General features: G+C 67.6%; 23 protein-coding genes. 12 read left to right on the top strand and 11 right to left on the bottom strand.

The genetic code is table 11. From position 1 onward, the window contains the following. Positions 1–9: 9 nt before the first annotated feature. Complete coding sequence (locus G6N57_RS25815; RefSeq protein ID WP_077743862.1) at positions 10–504, top strand: SRPBCC family protein; 495 nt, start codon at positions 10–12, stop codon at positions 502–504. Further along, positions 501–824, top strand: coding sequence for an ArsR/SmtB family transcription factor (locus tag G6N57_RS25810; RefSeq protein ID WP_065460594.1), 324 nt, complete (start codon positions 501–503; stop codon positions 822–824). Before G6N57_RS25815 ends, G6N57_RS25810 begins: the two co-directional genes overlap by 4 nt. Here the strand turns inward: G6N57_RS25810 and G6N57_RS25805 are convergent. After that, positions 821–2,395: a 4-coumarate--CoA ligase family protein gene (locus G6N57_RS25805; protein WP_077743863.1), complete on the bottom strand. Its 1,575-nt coding sequence runs from the start codon at positions 2,393–2,395 to the stop codon at positions 821–823. The two genes, G6N57_RS25810 and G6N57_RS25805, sit on opposite strands and share 4 nt — an antisense overlap. Before the next feature lie 12 nt (positions 2,396–2,407). After that, positions 2,408–2,809 carry an MmcQ/YjbR family DNA-binding protein gene (locus tag G6N57_RS25800; RefSeq protein ID WP_039318736.1) on the bottom strand — a complete coding sequence of 134 codons (402 nt, stop codon included), beginning with the start codon at positions 2,807–2,809 and terminating at the stop codon, positions 2,408–2,410. Positions 2,810–2,890: 81 nt separating this feature from the next. Here G6N57_RS25800 and ligA point away from each other — a divergent pair, with 81 nt between their 5' ends. After that, complete coding sequence (gene ligA, locus G6N57_RS25795) at positions 2,891–4,987, top strand: NAD-dependent DNA ligase LigA (RefSeq protein ID WP_077743864.1); 2,097 nt, start codon at positions 2,891–2,893, stop codon at positions 4,985–4,987. Positions 4,988–4,997: 10 nt separating this feature from the next. Here the strand turns inward: ligA and G6N57_RS25790 are convergent, their stop codons facing one another. Further along, positions 4,998–5,666 carry an ACT domain-containing protein gene (locus G6N57_RS25790; RefSeq protein ID WP_204161341.1) on the bottom strand — a complete coding sequence of 223 codons (669 nt, stop codon included), beginning with the start codon at positions 5,664–5,666 and terminating at the stop codon, positions 4,998–5,000. A 94-nt stretch (positions 5,667–5,760) separates the two neighbouring features. Here G6N57_RS25790 and gatC point away from each other — a divergent pair, with 94 nt between their 5' ends. The 3 genes from gatC to G6N57_RS25775 are packed head-to-tail and all read left to right on the top strand — an operon-like array spanning position 5,761 to position 8,633. Then, positions 5,761–6,060: an Asp-tRNA(Asn)/Glu-tRNA(Gln) amidotransferase subunit GatC gene (gene gatC, locus G6N57_RS25785; RefSeq protein WP_019343142.1), complete on the top strand. Its 300-nt coding sequence runs from the start codon at positions 5,761–5,763 to the stop codon at positions 6,058–6,060. A 5-nt stretch (positions 6,061–6,065) separates the two neighbouring features. Then, the gene (gatA, locus tag G6N57_RS25780) at positions 6,066–7,547 is read left to right on the top strand and encodes an Asp-tRNA(Asn)/Glu-tRNA(Gln) amidotransferase subunit GatA (protein ID WP_077743916.1); all 1,482 of its coding nucleotides are present in this window, start codon (positions 6,066–6,068) and stop codon (positions 7,545–7,547) included. A 54-nt stretch (positions 7,548–7,601) separates the two neighbouring features. Then, positions 7,602–8,633 (top strand): ATP-dependent 6-phosphofructokinase, encoded by a 1,032-nt coding sequence (locus G6N57_RS25775; protein ID WP_077743917.1) that lies wholly within the window; start codon positions 7,602–7,604, stop codon positions 8,631–8,633. Positions 8,634–8,715: 82 nt separating this feature from the next. On the opposite strand, the gene G6N57_RS25770 is transcribed toward G6N57_RS25775, so the two are convergent. Continuing rightward, the gene (locus tag G6N57_RS25770; protein ID WP_077743865.1) at positions 8,716–9,408 is read right to left on the bottom strand and encodes an NAD(P)-dependent oxidoreductase; all 693 of its coding nucleotides are present in this window, start codon (positions 9,406–9,408) and stop codon (positions 8,716–8,718) included. Positions 9,409–9,481: 73 nt separating this feature from the next. On the opposite strand from G6N57_RS25770, the gene G6N57_RS25765 reads away from it, so the two are divergent. Together G6N57_RS25765 and gatB are read left to right on the top strand one after the other, a co-directional pair. Continuing rightward, entirely contained in the window at positions 9,482–9,955 is a 474-nt protein-coding gene (locus G6N57_RS25765) for a MarR family winged helix-turn-helix transcriptional regulator (RefSeq protein WP_065511030.1), read from the top strand. Positions 9,956–9,981: 26 nt separating this feature from the next. Beyond that, positions 9,982–11,493 (top strand): Asp-tRNA(Asn)/Glu-tRNA(Gln) amidotransferase subunit GatB, encoded by a 1,512-nt coding sequence (gene gatB, locus G6N57_RS25760; protein WP_077743866.1) that lies wholly within the window; start codon positions 9,982–9,984, stop codon positions 11,491–11,493. Positions 11,494–11,505: 12 nt separating this feature from the next. Here the strand turns inward: gatB and G6N57_RS25755 are convergent, their stop codons facing one another. Together G6N57_RS25755 and G6N57_RS25750 are read right to left on the bottom strand one after the other, a co-directional pair. After that, the gene (locus G6N57_RS25755) at positions 11,506–12,159 is read right to left on the bottom strand and encodes a TetR/AcrR family transcriptional regulator (RefSeq protein ID WP_077743867.1); all 654 of its coding nucleotides are present in this window, start codon (positions 12,157–12,159) and stop codon (positions 11,506–11,508) included. 101 nt (positions 12,160–12,260) lie between these two features. Then, complete coding sequence (locus G6N57_RS25750) at positions 12,261–13,382, bottom strand: PQQ-dependent sugar dehydrogenase (protein ID WP_174814517.1); 1,122 nt, start codon at positions 13,380–13,382, stop codon at positions 12,261–12,263. Between the two features lie 136 nt (positions 13,383–13,518). Here G6N57_RS25750 and G6N57_RS25745 point away from each other — a divergent pair, with 136 nt between their 5' ends. Further along, positions 13,519–14,361, top strand: coding sequence for a DoxX family protein (locus tag G6N57_RS25745; RefSeq protein WP_077743868.1), 843 nt, complete (start codon positions 13,519–13,521; stop codon positions 14,359–14,361). A 22-nt stretch (positions 14,362–14,383) separates the two neighbouring features. Here G6N57_RS25745 and G6N57_RS25740 read toward each other — a convergent pair whose 3' ends face one another. Then, positions 14,384–14,725 (bottom strand): PH domain-containing protein, encoded by a 342-nt coding sequence (locus G6N57_RS25740; RefSeq protein ID WP_097925962.1) that lies wholly within the window; start codon positions 14,723–14,725, stop codon positions 14,384–14,386. 368 nt (positions 14,726–15,093) lie between these two features. Between G6N57_RS25740 and G6N57_RS25735 the strand changes: the two genes are divergently transcribed. The 3 genes from G6N57_RS25735 to ilvC are packed head-to-tail and all read left to right on the top strand — an operon-like array spanning position 15,094 to position 18,569. Further along, complete coding sequence (locus G6N57_RS25735) at positions 15,094–16,956, top strand: acetolactate synthase large subunit (RefSeq protein ID WP_077743870.1); 1,863 nt, start codon at positions 15,094–15,096, stop codon at positions 16,954–16,956. Between the two features lie 31 nt (positions 16,957–16,987). Then, complete coding sequence (ilvN, locus tag G6N57_RS25730; RefSeq protein ID WP_065460760.1) at positions 16,988–17,500, top strand: acetolactate synthase small subunit; 513 nt, start codon at positions 16,988–16,990, stop codon at positions 17,498–17,500. Between the two features lie 55 nt (positions 17,501–17,555). Continuing rightward, positions 17,556–18,569, top strand: coding sequence for a ketol-acid reductoisomerase (gene ilvC / locus G6N57_RS25725; RefSeq protein ID WP_036439400.1), 1,014 nt, complete (start codon positions 17,556–17,558; stop codon positions 18,567–18,569). Positions 18,570–18,639: 70 nt separating this feature from the next. On the opposite strand, the gene G6N57_RS25720 is transcribed toward ilvC, so the two are convergent. The 4 genes from G6N57_RS25720 to G6N57_RS25705 all read right to left on the bottom strand — a co-directional run bounded on the left by G6N57_RS25720 (position 18,640) and on the right by G6N57_RS25705 (position 21,440). Then, positions 18,640–18,978 carry a hypothetical protein gene (locus G6N57_RS25720; protein ID WP_077743871.1) on the bottom strand — a complete coding sequence of 113 codons (339 nt, stop codon included), beginning with the start codon at positions 18,976–18,978 and terminating at the stop codon, positions 18,640–18,642. A 56-nt stretch (positions 18,979–19,034) separates the two neighbouring features. Beyond that, positions 19,035–19,304 carry a hypothetical protein gene (locus G6N57_RS25715; protein ID WP_133118318.1) on the bottom strand — a complete coding sequence of 90 codons (270 nt, stop codon included), beginning with the start codon at positions 19,302–19,304 and terminating at the stop codon, positions 19,035–19,037. A gap of 106 nt (positions 19,305–19,410) precedes the next feature. Continuing rightward, positions 19,411–20,013 carry an NAD(P)H:quinone oxidoreductase gene (gene wrbA / locus G6N57_RS25710; RefSeq protein ID WP_077743873.1) on the bottom strand — a complete coding sequence of 201 codons (603 nt, stop codon included), beginning with the start codon at positions 20,011–20,013 and terminating at the stop codon, positions 19,411–19,413. After that, entirely contained in the window at positions 20,010–21,440 is a 1,431-nt protein-coding gene (locus G6N57_RS25705; protein ID WP_077743874.1) for a phytoene desaturase family protein, read from the bottom strand. Before G6N57_RS25705 ends, wrbA begins: the two co-directional genes overlap by 4 nt. Positions 21,441–21,460: the final 20 nt, after the last annotated feature.

Genomic DNA, 21,460 nt, shown 5'->3' with positions numbered 1-21,460 from the left:
AGGTTGCATATGAGTACCGATCGGATCGAGAAGGAAGTTCTGCTCAAGGCGCCCCTGGAGCGAGTGTGGCGGGCCATCAGCGATTCCGAGGAATTCGGCCGCTGGTTCGGGGTCCGGTTCGACGGGCCCTTCGTCGCGGGGGAGTCCGTCAACGGGGTGATCACGCCGACCGAGGTCGACGAGGAGGTCGCCGCCATGCAGGAGCCGTATGTGGGTGAGGCCGACGCCTGGCACATCGTGGCGGTCGAACCGCCGCATCGATTGGCCTTCCGCTGGCACCCGTACGCCGTCGAGCCCGGCTCCCGTGAGCCGGAGGCGCCCACCACCCTCGTCGAGTTCACCCTGGCCGAGGCCGACGGCGGGGTTCTGCTGCGTATCGTCGAATCGGGATTCGACGCGATTCCCGCCGAGCGGCGGAAGTCGGCGTTCGAGGCCAACAGTCAGGGTTGGGCCCATCAGGCCGAGATGGTGCGCAAGTACCTCGCGCTCGGCGAGCCGGTGTGACGGCCGCCGTCGCCGAGCGCGCACCCTTGTTCGACGCGCTCGGCGATCCCAACCGGCTACGCATCGTCACCCGGCTCTGTGAGGGCGGCCCGTGTTCGACGGTGCAGCTGACACAGGTGATTCCGGTGACGCGGCAGGCCGCGACAAAGCACTTGCTGCTGCTGGAGGCGGTGGGTCTGGTGACCAGTGATCGCAAAGGCCGCGAACGCATCTGGCGGATCCAGCCCGAACCGCTGGTGCAGGCCAGTGACTACCTCACGGCGCTGTCACGGCGCTGGGACAGCGCCATCGACCGGCTGCGGGCCTACGTCGAGGACTAACGGCCGCGGAGCTCCCGGCGCAGGATCTTGCCGGCCGACGACTTGGGGATCGCGTCGATGAACTCGACCTGGCGCACCTTCTTGTAGGGCGCGACCAGTCCGGCCACGAACGCCATCACTTCGTCGGCACTCAACTCCGACGAAGGCTGTTTGACCACAAAGGCTTTCGGCACTTCCTCGCCGGAATCCCGGTCCTGCACCCCGATCACCGCGGCATCGGCGATCCCGGGGTGGCCGAGCAGCACGGCCTCCAGTTCGGCGGGCGGCACCTGGTAGCCCTTGTACTTGATGAGTTCCTTCAGCCGGTCCACGACATAGACGCAGCCGTTGGCATCGACCTGGGCCAGATCTCCGGTGTGCAGGAACCCATCGTCGTCGATGGTCTCCTTGGTGGCCGCCTCATTGTTGAGGTAGCCGGCCATCACGTTGGGCCCCTTGAACCACAGTTCGCCGGTCGCGCTCAAACCCTCTGCCGGGATGCCGATCTCATCGCCGGTGTCAGGGTCGACCAGCTTGCTCACGCCGTTGGGGACGGTCCAGCCGCACGAGTCCAGCGGCGCCACCGTGCCGACGGTCGCCAGTCCGCCGTCGTGCGGGGTGATGTGGCTGACCGGGCTCAGCTCGCTCATGCCGTAACCCTGAGACACCGTGCAGCTCAGACGATCTGCCACGGCACGCCCGAGGTCGGCGTCGAGCGAGGCCGCGCCGGACAGGACGGCCCGCAGTGAGGACAGGTCATAGGAATCGACCAGGGGGTGCTTGGCCAGGGCGACGGCCACCGGCGGGGCGATGTAGACGAATGTGCACCGGTGGGTCGCGATGTTGTCCAGGAATTCGCCGAGATCGAACGACGGCATGATGACGAGTCGGGCGCGAGCGTGCAGGGCGGCGTTGAGCAGCACCGTCATGCCGTAGATGTGGAAGAACGGCAGCACGGCCAACAGCCGGTCGTCGGAAGTCAGGCCCTGCAGCGGGCGGATCTGGGCCACGTTGGCCGTCAGGTTGGCGTGGGTGAGCATGACCCCCTTGGGGTTGGCCGTGGTGCCCGAGCTGTACGGCAGGACGGCCAGGTGCGTGGCCGGATCGAAGCTCACGTCGCGTGCCGGCCCCTCTGCGCCGAGGCCCGCGCCGTCGAGCACCACCACCTGGTCTTCGGTCAGGCCGGCTGCGGTTGCTCCCTCGAGCGCCTGCGGCAGCAACGCGTTCACCGTGACCAGCAGGCGCGCGTTCGAATCCTTGAGCTGCTTGGTGATGTCCCGCGCGGTGAACAACGCGTTGACGGTGGTGGCGGTGGCACCCGCGCGCAGGATCCCGTGGAACGCGATCGCGAAACCAGAACTGTTGGGGGACAACAGCGCCACCACGTCACCGACACCGATCCCGCGTGCGGCCAACCCGCCGGCGAAGGCGTCGATCCGGCGGACCAGATCGCCGTAGCTGGTCTCGGTACCGGACTTGGCGTCCACCAAGGCGATCCGGCCGGCATCGGCCGCCGACATGTCGGCGAACAGGTAGTCGTAGACGCTGACCGTTGGCAGGTCGACGTCGGGGAACGGGCTGGCGATACTCATGGCTGCTTCCGATCAGTTCTCGTCGAGTTGTTTGATGAGCCGGCGTGAGGCGACCAGGCGGAACGAGGCGTCGACAAGTTCGCGAACCTCGCCCCAATCCACCTTTGCCGCAGTGAAGTCCAGACCAAGCCAGCCGAAGGGGCCCATGTAGGCCGGGAAGAAGAAACGGCTGTCCTGTTCGAGTGCCCGTCGGTCGCTCTCGTCGACCTTGATCAGCAGCGAATGCGGATACGGCACCATCTCGCCGCGGCCCTCGGGTTTGACGTTGCCGCCGTACATGGCGAACATCTTCGGCGCGCAGAACACCGGCCTGCCCCACGAAATCTTCTCGAACGCCTCGGGAAACCCCAGGGCAACGGTGCGGAGTTCGGCCAGGCCCAAGTCGTCGTCGCTGAACATGATCGGGTGCGGCATCCCCTTAGATTAGTGGGACGCCCGGTACCGCCTCGACCAGCGGCTGACTCCGGTGTCATAGCCCTGGACTAACCTGCGGGGGTGACCTCGAACGACGCTGGAGACGCTGACCTGCGACGACGTTGGCAGGAACTCGCAGAAGAGGTACGGGGGCATCAGTTCCGGTACTACGTCAAAGACGCGCCGGTCATCTCCGACGCGGATTTCGACGCGCTGCTGCGGCAACTGCAGGCGCTCGAGGAGGAGCATCCGGAACTGCGGACCCCGGATTCCCCGACCCAACTGGTCGGCGGCGCCGGGTTCGCCACCGAATTCGCCCCGGCCGAGCATCTGGAACGGATGCTGTCCCTGGACAACGTGTTCGATTCCGACGAGCTTTCGGCCTGGGCCGCCCGGATCAAGGGGGAGACCGGCGACGCCGCGCACTTCCTGTGCGAGCTGAAGATCGACGGCGTCGCGCTCGCGCTGGTCTACCGCAACGGCCGGCTGGTGCGGGCCGCCACCCGCGGTGACGGGCGCAGCGGTGAGGACGTGACGCTCAACGCCCGCACCATCACCGACATCCCCGAGCAACTGGCGGCCTCCGACGAGTTTCCGGTGCCCGACGTGCTGGAGGTGCGCGGTGAGGTGTTCTTCCGGGTGGCCGACTTCGAGGAGCTCAACGCCGGGTTGGTCGCGGAGGGCAAGCCCCCGTTCGCCAATCCCCGGAACAGCGCGGCGGGGTCGTTGCGGCAGAAGAATCCCGCGGTCACCGCGCGGCGCAAACTCCGGATGATCTGCCACGGGCTCGGCTACGCCGAAGGCTTCAGCCCCGCTTCCTTGCACGACGCGTACCGGGCGCTGGGCCAATGGGGACTCCCCGTATCCGCGCACACCGCAAAGGTTTCCGGGGTCGCCGCGGTCGCCGAGCGGATCGCCTACTGGGGCGAGCACCGCCACGACGTCGACCACGAGATCGACGGTCTGGTGGTAAAGGTCGACGAGGTGGCCCTGCAGCGCCGGCTCGGCTCGACCTCACGCGCGCCACGCTGGGCGGTGGCCTACAAATACCCACCGGAAGAGGCCACCACCAAGCTGCTCGACATCCGGGTGAGTGTCGGCCGGACCGGCCGGGTCACCCCGTTCGCCTACATGGAGCCGGTCAAGGTGGCCGGCTCCACCGTCGGCCTGGCCACGTTGCACAACGCGACCGAAGTGCAGCGCAAGGGCGTGCTGATCGGCGACACCGTGGTGATCCGCAAGGCCGGTGACGTCATCCCCGAGGTGCTCGGCCCGGTGGTCGACCTGCGCGACGGATCCGAGCACGCGTTCGTCATGCCGACCAACTGCCCCGAGTGCGGCACGGTGCTGGCCCCGGCCAAAGAAGGCGACGCCGACATCCGCTGCCCCAATACCCGCAGTTGCCCGGCGCAGTTGCGGGAGAGGGTGTTTCACGTCGCGGGCCGCGGCGCGTTCGACATCGAGGGGCTCGGCTACGAGGCGGCCACCGCGCTGTTGCAGGCCGGCGTGATCGCCGACGAGGGCGATCTGTTCACGCTGACTGCCGAGCAGTTGCTCCGCACCGAACTGTTCACCACCAAGGCCGGAGAACTCTCGGCAAACGGCAAGCGGTTGCTGGCCAATCTGGACAAGGCCAAGGCCCAGCCGCTGTGGCGCGTGCTGGTGGCATTGTCGATCCGCCACGTGGGCCCCACCGCGGCGCGGGCGCTGGCCACCGAGTTCGCCAGTCTGGACGCCATCATCGCGGCGAGCGAAGAGCAGCTGGCCGCGGTGGAAGGCGTGGGTCCGACCATCGCCGCCGCAGTTGTCGACTGGTTCACCGTCGACTGGCACCGGGCCATCGTCGACAAATGGCGCGCCGCCGGAGTGCGGATGGCCGACGAACGCGACGCCAGCATCGAACGCACGCTGGAAGGCCTGTCGATCGTGGTGACGGGCTCGCTACCCGGGTTCTCGCGCGACCAGGCCAAGGAGGCCATCATCAGCCGCGGCGGCAAGGCGGCCAGCTCGGTCTCCAAGAAGACCGCTTACGTGGTCGCCGGAGACGCCCCCGGATCCAAGTACGACAAGGCCGTGGAGCTCGGAGTCCCGATCCTGGACGAGGACGGATTCCGGGCCCTGCTGGCCGAAGGCCCGCAGGAGCGGCCGCAAGAGCCCGAGCCGGACGACGAGAGCTAGCCCCGGCGCCTCAGCGCAGGATCGTGGCGACGATCCCGGCCAGGTAGCCCAACCGCGCCACCTCCGAGGGACGGAAGCCCGGACCGCCCGGGCGGCCCAGCACCACGGCGGTGTCGTGGCCGCCCAACGGTGCGGCGGCCAGCGTGGTGTCCATGTCGCGCCACACCTGTGGCACCCAGTCCGCATTGCCGTCGAGCGCGGAGGCCTGCTGCAGCGGCAACCACGGCGCCGACTGGGCCTGGGTCTCGGGAGCGCCGTGACTCGCGGCGATCCGTTCCACCCCGGTTGCGGTGGACCGGACCACGACACACCAGCTCACGCGCAGAACTCGCGGCGCCTCCTCGGCGAGCACCCGCAACCGATCGGCCTTGGAGTGCGCGGCGGCGACGTGGTCGATCAACTCCAGCTCGCGGTGTGCCTCGAGCAGCCCGGTATGCGGGCGGATGCTGTCGACGTAGACGCCGGACAGGTTCTCGGCGGCGGTGATCAAGGTGTCCGGCATGGAGCCCTGCGGCAGGTCGACGACCAGATCGTCGATCGCATAGCCGGTTCCGCGCTCGACGACGTCGAGCGACAGGATGTCGGCGCCGACCGATCCGAGGGCCACGGCAAGTGAGCCGAGGCTGCCTGGTCGGTCCTCCAGCTGGACCCGCAGCAGATACGAAGGCACGCGCATCACCTTCGCACAGCGGGCGCACTGCGGCATGCCGGTGCCCGGCCCTGAGGACCGCCGAGGGGAGCCCGATTTGGTGCTTTGACTAGGCTGCTTTGTCGTGTCGAAGATCTCCCGAGACGAGGTTGCCCATCTGGCGCGTCTGGCGCGCCTGGCGCTGACCGATGACGAACTGGACAGTTACGCCGGCCAGCTGGATGCCATCCTCGGCCACGTCAGTCAGATCCAGTCCGTCGACGTCACCGGTGTGGAGCCGACGGACAACCCGCTCAAGGACGTCAACGTCAGCCGGCCTGACGTGGTCCAGCCGTGCTTGACGCAGGAGGAAGCGCTGGCCGCCGCGCCGCGTGCCGAAGACGGACGCTTCGCCGTGCCGCGGATTCTCGGAGAGGGTGAATGACGAGCATGAGTGAGCTGACCCGTCGCGATGCGGCGACCCTGGGTGCCCAGATCGCGGCCAAGGAGGTCTCCTCGACCGAGGTGACTCAGGCCCACCTGGACCAGATCGCCGAGACCGACGACCGCTTCAACGCCTTCCTGCACGTGGCCGCCGATTCCGCGTTGGCCGCCGCGGCCCGGATCGACGCCGCCGTGGCTGCCGGGGAGACGCTGCCCTCGCCGTTGGCCGGGGTGCCGCTGGCGCTCAAGGACGTCTTCACCGCCACCGACATGCCGACCACCGCGGGGTCCAAGATCCTGGAGGGGTGGCGCGCGCCGTACGACGCGACGGTGACCTCGCGGCTTCGCGCCGCGGGCATCCCGATCCTGGGCAAGACCAACATGGACGAATTCGCCATGGGATCGTCGACCGAGAACTCCGCCTACGGTCCGACGCGCAACCCGTGGAACACCGAGCGGGTGCCCGGCGGATCGGGCGGCGGCAGCGCCGCCGCGCTCGCCGCCTACCAGGCCCCGCTGGCCATCGGCACCGACACCGGCGGGTCGATCCGTCAGCCTGCCGCGCTCACCGCGACCGTCGGCGTCAAACCGACCTACGGCACGGTCTCGCGCTACGGCCTGATCGCGTGCGCCTCCTCGCTCGACCAGGGTGGCCCCTGTGCCCGCACGGTGCTCGACACCGCGCTGCTGCACCAGGTGATCGCCGGCCACGACCCGCGTGACTCCACCTCCGTCGATGCTGCGGTTCCGGATGTGGTCGGCGCCGCCCGGGCCGGTGCGGCAGGCGATCTCAAGGGCGTGCGCATCGGTGTGGTCAAGCAGCTGCGCGGTGACGGATACCAGCCGGGCGTGCTGGAGTCGTTCAACGCCGCGGTCGCTCAACTGACCGCGCTCGGCGCGGAGGTCACCGAGGTCGACTGTCCGCACTTCGACCATGCGATGGACGCCTACTACCTGATCCTGCCGTCCGAGGTGTCCAGCAACCTGGCCCGCTTCGACGCGATGCGGTTCGGGCTGCGCGTCGGCGATGACGGCACCCACAGCGCCGAAGAGGTCATGGCGCTGACCCGGGCCGCCGGATTCGGCCCGGAGGTCAAGCGCCGGATCATGATCGGCACCTACGCGTTGTCGGCGGGTTACTACGACGCCTACTACAACCAGGCGCAGAAGGTGCGGACCCTGATCGCCCGCGACCTGGAGCAGGCGTACCAGAGCGTGGATGTCCTGGTGTCCCCGGCCACGCCGACGACGGCGTTCCGGTTGGGGGAGAAGGTCGACGATCCGCTGGCCATGTACCTGTTCGACTTGTGCACGCTGCCGCTGAACCTGGCCGGGCACTGCGGTATGTCGGTGCCGTCGGGTCTGTCCCCCGACGACGGCCTGCCCGTCGGTCTGCAGATCATGGCGCCGGCCCTGGCCGATGACCGGCTGTACCGCGTGGGCGCGGCCTACGAGGCGGCTCGCGGCCCGTTGCCCAGCGCGTTGTAGGCGCTATGTCCCTATGCCCGGCATGGTTGTGTCGGGCGAGGCAAGATGGTGCCCATGCGCATCGGAGTTCTCACCGGCGGCGGTGATTGTCCTGGCCTGAACGCGGTGATCCGGGCGGTGGTGCGTACCTGCGACCAGCGGTACGGGTCGTCGGTGGTCGGATTCCTCGACGGCTGGCGCGGTTTGTTGGAAGACCGCCGCATCCAATTGGCGAACGACGATCGCAACGACCGGCTACTGGCCAAGGGCGGCACCATCTTGGGCACCGCGCGGGTCAACCCGGACAAGCTGCGGGCCGGCCTGGAGCAGATCAAGCAGACGCTCGAGGACAACGGGATCGATGTGCTGATCCCGATCGGTGGCGAAGGCACGTTGACCGCCGCGCACTGGTTGTCCGAGGAGAACGTTCCGGTGGTCGGGGTGCCGAAGACCATCGACAACGACATCGACTGCACGGACGTGACTTTCGGCCACGACACGGCTCTACAGGTGGCGACCGAGGCGATCGACCGATTGCACAGCACCGCCGAGTCGCACCAGCGCGTCATGCTGGTCGAGGTGATGGGCCGCCATGCCGGCTGGATAGCGCTGAACGCCGGGATCGCCTCGGGTGCGCACATGACGCTGATCCCCGAGCAGCCCTTCGATGTCGAGGAGGTCTGTCGGCTGGTCAAGAAGCGGTTCCAGCACGGTTCGTCACACTTCATCTGCGTGGTGGCCGAGGGGGCGAAGCCGGCCGAGGGCACGATGCAACTGCGCCAGGGCGGCATGGACGAGTTCGGCCACGAGAAATTCACCGGTGTGGCACAGCAATTGGCATTAGAGGTGGAGAAGCGGATCAAGAAGGACGTCCGGGTCACGGTGCTGGGCCACGTCCAGCGCGGCGGTACTCCGACCGCGTACGACCGGGTGCTGGCCACCCGGTTCGGGGTGAACGCGGCCGACGCCGCGCACGCCGGCGAGTTCGGGATGATGGTGTCGTTGCAGGGGCAGGACATCGGCCGGGTGTCACTGGCCGATGCGACCCGCCACCTCAAACTGGTACCGCAGTCCCGTTACGACGATGCCGCCGAGTTCTTCGGATAGGTCACGTCCCCTGCCGAGCAGACACATATTTACCCTTTTTCCAAGGGTTTCGGGGACATTTGTGTCTGCTCGGCCAGGAAAATCACGCGCTCTTGAGCGCTTCGCGGCGGAGTAGCTGCCACATGGACGGAGTGTCTACCGTCGTCGAAATCGTCACGGTCGCACCGGTTTCGGGCGCTCCGGCCAACCTCAGCAGGTAGTCGGCGAGGTCGGTGCGGGAGGTGAACGCTCCCACCGGATCGCGCCGGCCGGCAACGTATTCCGTGACTTCTGGCAGGTCGAACAGGCCGGACGGCCGCACGATCGTCCAGTTCAATCCGCTGCCGGTGACGATGTCCTCCATCCGGCGCATGTCGGCATAGAGGGTCCGGCCGAAGATGCGGCTGATCACCGGCTGGACCACGCGCAGCGCGAACGGGGTATCGGTCCGCCCGGGGTAGTCGGCGATCGCGGTGGAGCTCACGACGGCCAGTCGGTCGACTCCGGTCGCGCACATCGCGGCGACGATATTGCCCACGCCGACCGAGTACGTGTCGACCGGATCCATGGTGAACGTGACGCCCAAGGTGGACAGCACCGCGTCGGCGCCGTCGACCGCGGCGGTGACCGCCGCGGCGTCGCGCACGTCGGCTTCGGCCACCGTGAGTGCGGCGCCGGTGATCGGGAACTGCTCGGGATGGCGGGTCACCGCCACGACGGTGTGGCCCGCGTCGAGGGCTCGGCGGGTGAGCAGACGTCCCGTTGCGCCGTTGGCGCCGAAAATGACGATTCGCATGAAGCCTCCCAAATGGTCACTAATAGTGACAATCACGCTATATGACAATCACTCGCAGTGCTAGTGTCCGCGTGTGGCTGAGAAACCGATCGGGGTGTCCGCGCTCGACCAGCGCATACCGTTTCTGCTGTCCCAGCTCGGCGCGTATGTGGCCGAGGGGTTCAAGGCCAGGTTGGAACCGCTGGGCCTGCATCCCCGGGCCACCGCGGTCCTGCTGGCGCTCGCCGCGGCCGACGGGCAGTCCCAGCGTGAGCTGTACGAGCGGCTGGGCCTGCACCGCAACGTCATGGTCACGCTGATCGACACCCTTGAGGCTGAGGGGCTGGTGGAACGCAGGCCGCATCCCGAGGACCGCCGGGCCTTCGCCGTGTCGTTGACCGAGCGGGCGCGGGAGCTGATCCCGGCGCTGGATGAGACCGGCCGCGCGCTCGAGGACGAGGTCACCGCGTCGCTGTCCGACGACGAGCGCGCCGTCCTGCGACACACATTGCGGCGGTTGTCGGCCGCCGCGGGTCTGATCCCCGGCGTCCACCCCGGACTGACCTGAAACGCGGCCCCATTAGGATCGACACCATGTCTGTCGCTACCGCTGAACTCGTCGACTACGACGACGTGATCGCCGCCTACGAGCCCGTGATGGGCATGGAGGTGCACGTCGAGCTGTCCACGGCCACCAAGATGTTCTGCGGCTGCGCCAATCGGTTCGGTGCCGAGCCCAACACGCTCGTCTGCCCGGTCTGCCTCGGACTGCCCGGTTCTCTTCCGGTGCTCAACGAGGCGGCCGTCGAGGCGGCGATCCGCATCGGCCTCGCGCTCAACTGCGATATCGCACCGTGGGGCCGGTTCGCCCGGAAGAACTACTTCTACCCGGACCAGCCGAAGAACTACCAGATCTCGCAGTACGACGAACCCATCGCGATCAACGGGTACCTCGACGTGCCGCTCGATGACGGCACCACCTTCCGCGTCGAGATCGAGCGTGCGCACATGGAGGAGGACACCGGGAAGCTGACGCACCTGGGCAGTGACACCGGGCGCATCGCGGGCGCGACCACGTCGCTGGCCGACTTCAACCGGGCCGGTGTTCCGCTGATCGAAATCGTCACCAGGCCCATCGAGGGAACCGGGGCGCGGGCACCGGAAATCGCCCGTGCCTACGTGACGGCACTGCGAGATCTGCTGCGCGGCTTGGGTGTATCGGACGTGCGCATGGACCAGGGGTCCATGCGGTGTGACTCGAACCTATCCCTCAAGCCGGTCGGCGCGGCCGAGTTCGGCACCCGTACCGAGACCAAGAACGTGAACTCGCTCAAGAGCGTCGAGGTGGCGGTCCGGTACGAAATGCGCCGCCAGGCCGCGGTTCTCAACTCCGGCGGCACGGTCACCCAGGAGACCCGGCATTTCCACGAGGACGGTTACACCTCGCCGGGACGGAGCAAGGAAACCGCGCAGGATTACCGCTATTTCCCGGAGCCCGACCTTGAGCCGATCGCGCCAAGCGACGAGCTGGTCGACCGCCTGCGCCAGACCATCCCCGAGCTGCCGTGGTTGGCGCGCAAGCGGATTCAGGAGGAATGGGGCATCTCCGACGAGGTGATGCGCGACCTGGTCAACGCCGGTGCCGTCGAGCTGGTGGCCGCCACCGTCGGCCACGGCGCCTCCAGCGAGGCCGCGCGCGCCTGGTGGGGCAACTTCCTGGTGCAGAAGGCGAACGAGTCGGAAATCGAGCTCGAGGCGCTGCCCATCACCCCGGCCCAGGTGGCCGCCGTGGTCAAACTCGTCGACGAGGGCAAGCTGTCCAACAAGCTGGCCCGCCAGGTGATCGAAGGTGTGTTGGCCGGCGAAGGCGAGCCCGAGCAGGTGATGACCGACCGTGGCTTGGCGCTCGTGCGCGACGACTCGGTGATCCAGGCCGCGGTGGACGAGGCACTGGCTGCCAACCCCGATGTCGTGGAGAAGATCCGCGGCGGCAAGGTCGCTGCGGCAGGCGCCATCGTCGGCGCCGTGATGAAGGCCACCAAGGGCTCGGCCGACGCCGCGCGGGTGCGCGAGTTGGTGCTGGCCGCCTGCGGCCAGGCCGGATAACCGACGGTCAGCTCACCGGCCGGCGAGCATCGTCATCGCCGCGGCGGCATACCGTTCGAGCCGCTCACGCGGGTAGTTGTCCGGGTCGTGCACGGCCAGCCGGCCGAGCATCTCGGCGAACGACAACAACGTGTGACCGAGCAGCTCGGCATCCAGCGCAGCCAGCCGCGGATCCACCGCAATGCCGGCTTTCGCCATTTGCTCTACCTGCGTGAGGATCTGATTCCGGGCGTTGCGGACGGCGGCGCGGTAGTCGCGCGGGGCACTGTCGGGCACGGTGAGGATCAGCCGCCAGCGGGTCGGATTCTCCAGCACGCACCGCAGGAAACCGGTGACGGTCGCGGTATAGGCATCCGTCGGGCCCGTGACCGACAGGTTCTTGGGCAGCGCGGCCAGTACCTGACTCAGCCCCTGTTGATGCTCGCGGATGAGCAAGGCGGTCACCAGCTCGGCGCGGGTTCGGAACGCGGTATACAGCACCGGTTTGCCCACTCCGCCGGCCTCGGCGACCGCCTCCATCCTCAGCTCGTGCAAGGGGCAGTCGTGGAGCACGGTCATCGCCGCGTCCAGCAGTTGCTCGCGCCTTTCCTCGCGCGGTAGCCGCGGCGCGTATCTGCGGCGGGGGCGGTCAGGCACCCGGACAATGGTACGTGATAGGCGAACCATTTCTAAGGGCACGTTGTGACCCTTGCATTTATTTTTCGCCGTCGGTGCAGCCGTCCCCGGTCACGATTCGTGAGCCGACCCGCCTTGAAATGTGTTGTGGCTCAGGTGTTGTCAGCGTTGCTGCGCGGGAAGCCGCCGCCCTGCGGGAAGAGTGGGAACACGACGTCGTCGAAGCTCTCCGCGTCGCCGGCGGTCCGGTTCACGGTCGCACCCCACACGTTGCCGTCAGGGGACAGCTGCAGCGCCCACGCGTGTCCGCGCACGTTCTCCCGCACCACCTCCGGATCACCGGTGACGGCGCCGGTGTCGGGGGCGAGCCGCACCGCGACGGTCTTCTTGGGGTCGACGAGGTTGACCAACACCGTGCCCTCCAGGGCGGCGCACCCGGCGACGCCTGGGCGGTCCGGCCAGGTCCACACCGTGGACACCTTGGAATCCTTGGTGATCCGCTGCAGACGGTCGGCGCTCGGAGTCCGGTCGGTGACGTAGAGCGAACCGTCCGCCGCGTCGACGCACATCGCCCCGGCGGCGCCGAGGCCGCTCAGCGCCGTGGTGATCGGGGCCTGGTTGACCGTGGTCGGCTGCTCGATGCGCAGCACCTTGCCGGCCAGTGATCCGGGATCGGCGGCCAGTGCGGGATCGCCCGCATCACCCGTTTGCACCAGCAGGGTGGTCTTGCTGGTGAAAGTCAGCGACCCCATGTTGCCGCTGGCGCCCTTGGGGATGCCGGTGAGGATCGGCTTCGGCACGTCGCCGTCGGCGATGCGAATCACCCGGTTGTCGGTCGGTGTGCTGACGTAGGCGTACATCAACCGGTCCTGGCTGTACGTCGGGGACAACACGATGTCCATCAGGCCGCCGTCGCCAGACGGATCGACCGGGATCATCACCTTGACCTTCGGCTCGGCTTTCACCGACACCTGCTTGACCGCGCCGGTGAGCCGCTCGCCGACCAGGGCGGACTGGCTGTCGGGAAGCATGATCAAACCGCTGGTGCTGTCCAGGCAACCCTGCATCACGCCCGTTGCCTTGCATTCCTTGGGAAACGGCTTGGCAGGCAGCGGCGGCGGAGGCGGCGGCGTCGTGGTCGGCCCCGGCTCCATCTTCGGTTCAGTGGTGAAAGGCTCGGACTGGGCCGCGTCGAATCGGGCGCAGCCCGAACCGACCAGCATCGCGGCGCACAGAACGGCGGCCACCCCCGTCATCCGCCGGCGCGATTTCATGCCCGCCAGATTACGGATGCCTCGGCAGTGCGCGCCACGTCGGGACCGTGCGCCGGGTCCATAGCAGCCCGATACCAGGCAGAAGCGCCGGGGTAAATACCCGGATCGGACCGACCTTGCACTTACCCTGGCAGCTGTGACCAGTCACTCGCAGGACCCTCAAGCCTGGCAACGACCGGGTTACTCGGACGATTCCGCCAGGCCGGCCGGAGCCAGCCTGGTCGACCCCGAAGACGATCTGCCGTCGGCGACGTACGGCGGGGACTTCGAAACCACCGCGATTCCGCGCTACGACTCCAAATCGGGCGACCAGTCTGCCTTCAGCCTGGTCGGAGACCCTGAGCCGCTGCCGTACGTGCAGCCGGGCGGCCCCGCTCCGATCGGCCCCTTCTCGGCCGAACCGGCCGAGATCGAGCGCGACGAGTTCGTCGACGACCGCATCAGGGCCGCCGGCCGAAGAGGCACCCAGGACCTCGGCCTGTTGATCCTGCGCGTGGCACTTGGCGGGCTGATGATCATCCACGGCCTGCAGAAGGCGTTCGGATGGTGGGGCGGCCCCGGCCTGGACGGGTTCAACACCCAACTCGGTGAGATGGGCTTCAAGAACGCCGACATCCTGACCTACGCGGCTACCGGAGGCCAGATCGCCGCCGGCGTGCTGTTGGTGCTGGGGCTGTTCACGCCGATCGCGGCGGCCGGCGCCCTGGCCTACCTGATCAACGGGGTGCTCGCGACCGCGATGGCGGCCCACGAGCAGGCCCGGCTCTCGGAAGTCATCACCGATGGCACCGAATATCGGTTCATCGTCGTCGTGGCCGCGGCCGCGATCATCCTCACCGGACCGGGTCGCTACGGATTCGATGCCGGTCGCGGGTGGGCCCGGCGTCCCTTCGTCGGATCCTTCGTCGCCCTGTTGCTCGGCGTGGCCGGGGGCATCGCCATCTGGGTGCTGCTCAACGGCGGCAACCCACTCGGCTGAATCGGTGCTGAACGGCCACTGATCAGGCGTACGGATTCGGTACGCGGCCGCCGCTCACCTCGGTCAGCAACGGCAATGTTGCGAACGTCACTGCGGGCAGGCGCAGGTCGGTTCCGTCGTTCAGGTCGGCAATCGCCCATGAGGACCGGTCGAACCGCAGTCCCTTGATATCGCCCCACTGCACCGTGCGGCTGCGCGTCAGAGAACGCGCGGTGACGGTGTCGGTATCGGCGGTGGTGCGGTACCGGATGATGGCCGCCGACAACGCAATCGGGATCACCAGCAGCACCGAGAAAACGGTGGGATTGCTCAGCACCAGGGTCAGCAGACCGAGCGTCAGAAAGCCGACTGCCAGGTGCGCCATGGGCGAAATCCGGATGACGACAGGGGCGGTTGCCGATCGTGCGCTCACAGCTTCATCCTTGCACCACCTGAATCGCCGGCCCGCCGGCCATCCACTCTGTCGTGGCCCGCAGGCGAAGCAATTTGACCTTTAACCTGTACGGCAGCTACCGTCGAGTGCTATGCAGACCCCCGGATTGCTCGTAGTAATTGGTTGGCGCGTTGATGCCGCGCTAGCCCTCTGCCGGGCATAGCCAACCGCATCGACGCGCCACCCTCGTACAGCTGCCGGCTGACGGGGGTTTTTTATTTGCCCACAAGCGCGCCGGAATCATTGAAAAATTGAAGTTTCCGCCAACAGGAATGTGACGCAACCGTGAAGAGGACATCGTGAGCGCACCGACAACACGACCGCCAGCCCGGTCGGGAACCGCGCCTGCCAACGGCGCAGCCAAGGCCAAATCAGAATCGGGTCAGCCCAATCGGGTTGCACCGGTGCAGCTCACCGGCGCCCAGGCGGTCGTCCGGTCGCTGGAGGAGCTCGGTGTCGACGTCGTCTTCGGCATCCCCGGCGGCGCCGTGCTGCCCGTCTACGATCCGCTTTTCGACTCACAGAAACTGCGTCACGTGCTGGTTCGCCATGAGCAGGGCGCCGGTCATGCCGCCAGCGGCTACGCCCATGCCACCGGCAAGGTCGGCGTGATGATGGCCACCTCGGGCCCCGGCGCGACCAACCTGATCACTCCGCTGGCCGACGCCCAGATGGACTCCATCCCCGTGGTGGCGATCACCGGGCAGGTGGGCCGCAGCCTGATCGGCACCGACGCCTTCCAGGAAGCCGACATCACCGGCATGACCATGCCGATCACCAAGCACAACTTCCTGGTGCGCAACGGCGATGACATCGCCCAGGTGATGGCCGAGGCCTTCCACATCGCCCGCTCCGGTCGCCCGGGCGCGGTCCTCGTCGACGTTCCCAAGGACATCCTGCAGGGCCAGTGCACCTTCTCCTGGCCGCCGCAGATGGACCTGCCCGGTTACAAGCCGAACACCAAGCCGCACAGCCGTCAGGTGCGCGAGGCCGCCAAGCTGATCGCCGCGGCGCACAAGCCGGTGCTCTACGTCGGCGGTGGTGTCATCCGCGGTGAGGCCAGCGCCGAGTTGCTCGAGCTGGCCGAGCTGACCGGTATCCCGGTCGTCACCACCTTGATGGCGCGCGGTGCGTTCCCCGACAGCCACCCGCAGCACCTGGGGATGCCGGGCATGCACGGGACCGTGGCCGCCGTGGGGGCCCTGCAGAAGAGCGATCTGCTGATCGCTCTGGGTACTCGCTTCGACGACCGCGTCACCGGCCAGCTGTCGTCGTTCGCGCCCGAGGCGAAGGTGATCCACGCCGACATCGACCCCGCCGAGATCGGCAAGAACCGGCACGCCGACGTCCCGATCGTGGGTGACGTCAAGGCCGTCATCACCGATCTGATCGAGGTGTTGCGCCGCGACGGGACCACCAGTGCCGCACTGAAACTGGACAGCTGGTGGGAGTACCTGTCCGGGCTCAAGTCGACCTACCCGCTGAGCTACGGCCCGCAGAGCGACGGCAGCCTGAGCCCCGAGTACGTCATCGAGAAGCTCGGTCAGATCGCCGGACCCGAGGCGGTGTACGTGGCAGGCGTCGGCCAGCACCAGATGTGGGCCGCGCAGTTCGTCAAGTACGAGAACCCGAAGACCTGGCTGAATTCGGGCGGTCTTGGCACCATGGGCTTCGCCGTCCCGGCGGCCATGGGCGCCAAGTTCGCCCGTCCCGAGGCCGAGGTGTGGGCCATCGACGGCGACGGCTGCTTCCAGATGACCAACCAGGAGCTGGCCACCTGCGCCATCGAGGGCGCACCGATCAAGGTGGCGTTGATCAACAACGGCAACCTGGGCATGGTGCGGCAGTGGCAGACCCTGTTCTACGACCAGCGCTACAGCCAGACCGATCTGGCGACGCACTCGCGCCGGATCCCGGACTTCGTCAAGCTGGCCGAGGCGCTCGGCTGCGTCGGATTGCGCTGCGAGCGGGCCGAGGACGTCGAGGACGTCATCAATCAGGCCCGGGCCATCAACGACCGCCCGGTGGTCATCGACTTCATCGTCGGTGCCGACGCGCAGGTGTGGCCGATGGTCGCCGCCGGTACCAGCAACGACGAGATCATGGCAGCCCGGGACATCCGGCCGCTGTTCGACGAAAACGACGCCGAGGGGCATGCCTGATGAGCGCTTGCGCGAAGAAGAGAGGGTACTGATGAGCAACACCACCCCCACCCACACCCTTTCGGTGCTGGTCGAGGACAAACCCGGTGTTCTCGCCCGGGTGGCCTCGCTGTTCTCTCGCCGCGGCTACAACATCCAGTCCCTGGCGGTGGGCGCGACCGAGCAGAAGCACATGTCGCGGATGACGATCGTGGTCAGCGTCGAGGAATCGCCGCTGGAACAGATCACCAAGCAGCTCAACAAGCTGATCAACGTGATCAAGATCGTCGAGCAGGAGGACGACAACTCGGTTTCCCGCGAACTCGCCCTGATCAAGGTGCGCGCCGACGCAACCAACCGTGGCCAGGTCATCGAAGCGGTGAACCTGTTCCGCGCCAAGGTCGTTGATGTTTCGACCGAGTCCCTGACGGTCGAGGCGACCGGTACCCCGGAGAAGCTGGAGGCCCTGCTGCGGGTCCTGGAGCCGTACGGTATCCGCGAGATCGCACAGTCCGGCATGGTGTCGGTCTCGCGCGGACCCCGTGGTATCAGCGCAGTGAAGTAAGCACGTCAAGTAGCGTTAGTCGGCTGTAGAGCTAGAAAGAGAAGGAAAATTTCGCATGGCAGTTGAGATGTTTTACGACGCCGACGCGGACCTGTCGATCATCCAGGGTCGCAAGGTCGCCGTCATCGGCTACGGCAGCCAGGGACACGCGCATTCGCTGTCGCTGCGTGACTCGGGCGTGCAGGTCAAGGTCGGTCTGAAAGAGGGTTCGAAGTCCCGCGTCAAGGTCGAGGAGCAGGGCCTTGAGGTCGACACCCCGGCCGAGGTGGCCAAGTGGGCCGACGTGATCATGGTGCTCGCGCCCGACACCGCGCAGGCCGAGATCTTCAAGAACGACATCGAGCCCAACCTCGAGGACGGCAACGCGCTGTTCTTCGGCCACGGCCTCAACATCCACTTCGGCCTGATCAAGGCCCCGGCCAACGTCACCGTCGGCATGGTCGCCCCCAAGGGCCCCGGCCACCTGGTGCGTCGCCAGTTCGTCGACGGCAAGGGTGTGCCCTGCCTGATCGCCGTCGACCAGGATCCCAAGGGTGAGGGCCAGGCCCTGGCGCTGTCCTACGCCGCCGCCATCGGCGGTGCCCGCGCCGGCGTCATCAAGACCACCTTCAAGGAAGAGACCGAGACCGACCTGTTCGGTGAGCAGGCCGTGCTCTGCGGTGGCACCGAAGAGCTGGTCAAGGCCGGCTTCGAGGTCATGGTCGAGGCGGGCTACGCCCCGGAGATGGCCTACTTCGAGGTGCTGCACGAGCTCAAGCTCATCGTCGACCTGATGTACGAGGGCGGCATCGCCCGCATGAACTACTCGGTGTCCGACACCGCGGAGTTCGGCGGCTACCTGTCCGGCCCGCGGGTCATCGACGCCGACACCAAGAAGCGCATGAAGGACATCCTGACCGACATCCAGGACGGCACCTTCGTCAAGCGTCTGGTCGCCAACGTCGAGGGTGGCAACAAGGAGCTCGAGGCGCTGCGCAAGGCCAACGCCGAGCACCCGATCGAGGTCACCGGCAAGAAGCTGCGCGACCTGATGAGCTGGGTCGACCGGCCGATCACCGAAACGGCCTGATTTTCACGCTGACTGGCCAGTTATTGCACGCAAAGTTCGAAAACGCGTGCAGTAACTGGCCTTTCGCGTACTAGATGATCGTGTAGCCGATCGCCGCCAGCGTGCGGGCGACATTGCGGCCGTCGGCGCTGCCCGGGAGTTTCTCGGTGTCGTCGATCTGCAGACCTTCACCGACGACACCGTAGAGCTCGGTCGATACCGGATCGTCGGGCTCCGGCGGCTCGATGTGGCCATCGGGGTAGATGCACTGTGCCCGCATGGCCCACGTCGTCTGGGCGGCGGCGACGACGTTGTAGCCGTGCAACGGCGGGCTCACGTGATAGAGCTCCAGGTCGCCCACCGCGATGATCTTCATGACCGGATCGGTATGCGGCAGAGAACCCACCAAGCGTGCGATGCCAGAGTTCACCGCTCAAATCTAAGGGCCGGCCCAGTGGTGCGTTCGCACCAAATCACCGGCCGTTGTCAGTGCGGAACGGCGACCTGCGGCGGCGTCGTGATCGGCGGGGTGGCCTTCGGCGTCTCGGGACTGGTCGGCGGCACCGTCGGGGTCTCCGTATCGCCGGCCGGCGCCTCCGGCTGACCCGTGATCGTCTCGCCGATCGTCATCTGCGGGATGGTGACGTCTTCTTCGATCTTCTGCATGGGTTTCCCCGAGCCGCATGACACCACCGCCACCAGCACGATGGCCGTTCCGCAGGCGGCCGCCACTTGCCGCCAAAATCGAGTCGACACCTCGGCACCCCCTCGAGTTGAATTCAAGGCTGACCAACTCGACTGTAGAGCGCAGAACATCTCGGCCTGGCCCCAATGCGCGAATCAGGCGATCGCGTTGGCCTTGTCAGCCCAGCCGCGCAGCCACACTCACCACCCGCCGGGCCAGATGATCCAGCGCGTCGTAGGTGGTGTCGTCGAACTCGTTGATGTTGTCGTGGTTGGCCAGCAGGCTCGCGCCGTACGGGTTGCCGTCGGCGAACTTGAGCGGCTCCGTGTAGCCGGGCGGCACGATGATCCCGCCCCAGTGCATCAGCGTCACGTAGAGCGTCAGCAGCGTGGTCTCCTGACCGCCATGAGCGGTGTTGGTCGAGGTGAACCCGGCGTAGACCTTGTCGGCGAGCTTGCCCTGCGACCACAGGCCACCGAGCGAATCGAGAAATGCGCGCAATTGTGATGCGACAGAACCGAACCGGGTGGGGGAGCCGAAGATCACCGCGTCGGCCCAGACGATGTCGTCACCGGTCGCGCTCGGAAGATCTTTGGTGGCTTCGTAATTCGCGGTCCACGCCGGATTGTGGGCGAAGGACGCCGGATCGGCGGTCTCGGCGACGGGCCGCAACCGCACCTCGGCGCCGGCGGCCTCCGCGGTGGCGGTGACGCGCTGGGCCATGTGCGTGCCGTGTCCGGTCGCGGAGTAATAGATGACGGCTACCTTGGGCTGGGTCATGGCGCCAGCTTAGGCAGATCCGTGATGCCGAACTCGCGTTTCAGCACGGTGCGGGCCGCGTAGAAGCCGGCCATCCCGTGCACGCCGCCGCCAGGTGGAGTGGCCGACGAGCACAGGTAGGCCTTGGGGATCGGTGTGGTCCAGGGGTCGAACCGCGGTGTGGGGCCCAGCAGCGCACTCGCCATGTTGTTGCCGCCAACGCCGATGTCGCCGCCGACCAGATTGGCGTTGTGCTCGTCCATCCGCGACGCGGGCACGCTGCGCACTCCGACCACCAGATCGCGGAAGCCCGGCGCGAATCGTTCGATGATCGCCGTGACGCTCTCGGCCAGGTCGAGCGTGGAGTTGTTGGGCACGTGGACGTAGGTCCACAACGGGCGGCGACCGGCGTCGTCGATACGGGTCGGGTCGGCGATGTGGGGGAGTGCGGCCAGCACCATCGGCCATTCGGCGTGGCGCCCCGCGGCGATCTCGGACTCGGCCAGTGCCATCTGCGCGCGGCTACCACCGAGATGCAGAGTCGGCGCCTGGGCCAGACGTGGGTCACGCCAGGGGATCTCGCCGCTCAACACGAAATCGACCTTCGCCACGCCCGGCCCGTACGTGTAGCGACTCAACGCCCGGGCATACCGCGGCGGCAGGGCCTTGCCGTAGATGGCCAGCAGGGCCGTGGGTGCGGTGTCGTAGATGACCACGCCCGACGGTGGTTCGGTGACCTCGTGCCCGAGCACCAGTTCACCGCCGTGCGCGGTGAGATCGGCGAGCAGAGCGTCGGGGATGGCCTGGGACCCGCCGATCGGGATCGGCCAGCCCACGGCATGGCCCAGTGTCGCCAGCATCAACCCGGCGCCTCCGGAAACCAAGGACGGCATCGTCGAAATCGTATGGGCGGCAACGCCGCTGAACAGTGCCCGGGCGTCCTCACCCGCCAGTGTCCGCCACAGCGGGGTGCCCTGGGCCAGGAGCCGGGGTGCGACGCGGACGGCTGCGCCCAGCGAGGGCGGTACCGACCGCTTGTCGCCGAGGATGAGTCCGACCACGCCGTCGCAGTCGGCGGCCAGCGGGCCGAGCAGCCGTCGCCAGGAATCGCCGGATTCCAATTCGGCGCAGGTGCGCTCGATGTCGCGGTAGCCCACCGCGGCGGGCCGGTCGATCAGTGGGCTGGCATAGGAGATGTCGGGGACGGCCAGCTCGACGCCACGCGCCTGCAGGTCGTAGGCCGCGAAGAACGGCGACGCCAGCGCCAGCGGGTGGACCGCCGAACAGATGTCGTGGCCGACGCCGGGGAACTCCGGGTCGGGCAGGGTGCGCGCGCCGCCACCAGGGGTGGGCTGTGCTTCGATGACACGTACCGACAATCCGGCTCGGGCGCAGATGACGGCGGCGGACAGACCGTTGGGGCCGCTGCCGACGATTGTGACGTCCACGCCACCAGTACACCGCACGC

This window comes from Mycolicibacterium boenickei (assembly GCF_010731295.1).
GTDB lineage: Bacteria > Actinomycetota > Actinomycetes > Mycobacteriales > Mycobacteriaceae > Mycobacterium > Mycobacterium boenickei.
Note: the sequence above shows the minus strand (reverse complement) of the source record. Positions and strands in the feature narration are given on the sequence as shown.